This is a genomic window from Bacteroidota bacterium, from assembly GCA_034723125.1.
Lineage (GTDB): Bacteria > Bacteroidota > Bacteroidia > CAILMK01 > JAAYUY01 > JAYEOP01.
This window is the reverse complement of sequence record JAYEOP010000399.1, coordinates 1-2,297: the sequence shown is the minus strand read 5'-3', so window position 1 is coordinate 2,297 and position 2,297 is coordinate 1. Positions and strand designations below refer to the sequence as shown.

The following is a 2,297-nucleotide window of genomic DNA, read 5'->3' as shown; positions in this document are numbered from 1 at the left end:
TATTTTTACTGTTGTCCATTATTTTTGTCATATATCAAAATCTAAAGAGCCTTTCTCCCACTTCAAAATTAAATAAAATAATGAAAATTAAAAAACTTATAGTCGCATATTTAAATTCCATAGTATTATCATCGGTTTGGCTATGCGTAATTTGGGATTTTGAAACGATTAATTTTCAATTTACCACTAATTTTATTTAATGCTAAAAACTTCAATATTAGTACATTACCCAAATTACGTATAGCCTTTGTTAGGTGCTGGGCTTTCTTCATTCCTTCCGTTTCTTTCAATTTTGTTAGCATCTTTCTCAGCGTTGGCAAAGACATACTCTTTGACAAGTTTTGGTCGTGCGATGGGCTTTTAGAGCGACTTGGCAATGTGTATGGCTTTAGCGTGGACTTAGTCATTCGTTATCTCATTTGCTATTAATTCTGCTTGTTTTAATACAGTTTCTGTTGCCAGTTTCTGCATATCTGGTGGATATCCGAATTGTCTCAAAGTCCGCTTTATTATTACTTTCAATTTTGCCCTTACACTTTCTTTTATTGTCCAGTCAATTGATGCGTTTGCTTTTACTCTTTCAGTTAAGATTACCGCAAGTTCTCTCAATTTATCTTTTTCCATTAATTCTTTTGCACTGTCATTGTCTGAAACTGCTGTGTAAAAAGCGTATTCAAAGTCCGTTAAGTCCATTGCTTTGGCTTCGCTGTCCATATTAACGATTTCCTTACTCAATTTAATGAGTTCGTCCATCACTTCGGCTGCTGTCAGTATTTTGTTGTGATATTTTTTGATGGCATTTTCAAGCATTTCCATTAAAGACTTACTTTTCACCAAGTTCTTTTTTGAACGAGATTTTATTTCGTCATTTAAGAGTTTTTTCAAAACTTCCAGAGCCACATTTTTATGTTCCATTCCTTTCAATTCCAATAGGAAATCTTCTGAAAGAATTGAAATATCTGGTTTCTTAATTCCTGCTGCATCAAAAATGTCAATCACTTGTTCCGAAACTAATGCTTTGTCTATTACTTGACGGATTGTTGTTTCTAAACCCTCACCCCCGCCTCTCCCAAAAGGAGAGGAGCTATCAAATTTTGCTAAACGTGCTTTAACTGCTTGAAAAAATGCAACTTCGTCTTTTACATCCATTGCTTGCTCGTGCGGAATTGCGATTGCAAAGGATTTTGAAAGTGCAGTTACTTCATTTATGTATCTCTTCTTTCCATCCTCTAAACTTAAAATATGTTCTTCTGCTGAAAGAATCATTGTAAGTTTTTTTGAAGTTTCTGCTTCAAAATATTCTTCATAAGCAAATCCGTGAAATAGATTTGAAACGACTTCAAGTTTTTCCAGCATCAATTCAACTGCTTGTTCTTGTAAAATTGTTGGGTCGCCTTTTCCTCCTGCATCCGAATAAAAAGAAAGTGCCTTTTTCAAATCAGAAGCTATACCAAGATAATCAACAACCAATCCTCCTGGTTTATCTTTATAAACTCTGTTAACCCTTGCAATTGCTTGCATTAGATTATGACCTTTCATTGGTTTATCAATATACAAAGTGTGCAAACTTGGAGCATCAAAACCCGTTAGCCACATATCACGAACAATAACTAATTTCAGTTCGTCTTCTGTGTCTTTCATACGGTCGGCTAATGTTTTTCTTTGTTGTTTGGTGGTGTGATGTCTGGCAATTTTTGGCCCATCTGAACTTGCAGAAGTCATTACAACTTTTACAACTCCCTTATCCAAATCATCAGAATGCCACTCAGGTTTTATTTTTATGATTTCATCGTAAAGGTCTGCTGCAATTCTTCTTGACATTGAAACAATCATTCCTTTTCCGTCAAAAACTTCTTGGCGTTGTTCAAAATGATAAACAATATCCTTTGCAATATTTTTAACTCTGTTTTCACTGCCAATCAAAGCTTCTAATTGTGTCCACTTTGCTTTGGCTTTTTGTGTATTTGTTAAATCTTCTTGGTCAAGTTCTTCGTCCAAATCTTCAACAAGCTGTTTACCTTCATCGCTTAAATTTACTTTCGCCAATCTGCTTTCATAATAAATACGAACGGTTGCACCATCTTCAACAGCTTGGGCGATGTCGTAAACATCAATATAATTTCCGAAAACGGCAGGAGTATTTGTGTCGGTGTTTTCTATTGGAGTGCCCGTAAAACCAAGGTAAGTAGCATTTGGTAAAGCATCACGCATATATTTTGCAAAACCGTAAACGATTTTCTTACCAACTACATTTCCCTGATAATCTTTGTCGTCAATTGTTTTGGCTTTAAAACCGT

The 2,297-nt window shown here is 35.0% G+C and carries 1 protein-coding gene; it reads right to left on the bottom strand.

Annotated elements, in window-relative coordinates; genetic code table 11:
- Positions 1-399 precede the first annotated feature (399 nt).
- The coding region (locus tag U9R42_10710) for a DUF3387 domain-containing protein (GenBank protein ID MEA3496495.1) at positions 400-2,297 on the bottom strand (1,898 nt) is incomplete at its 5' end.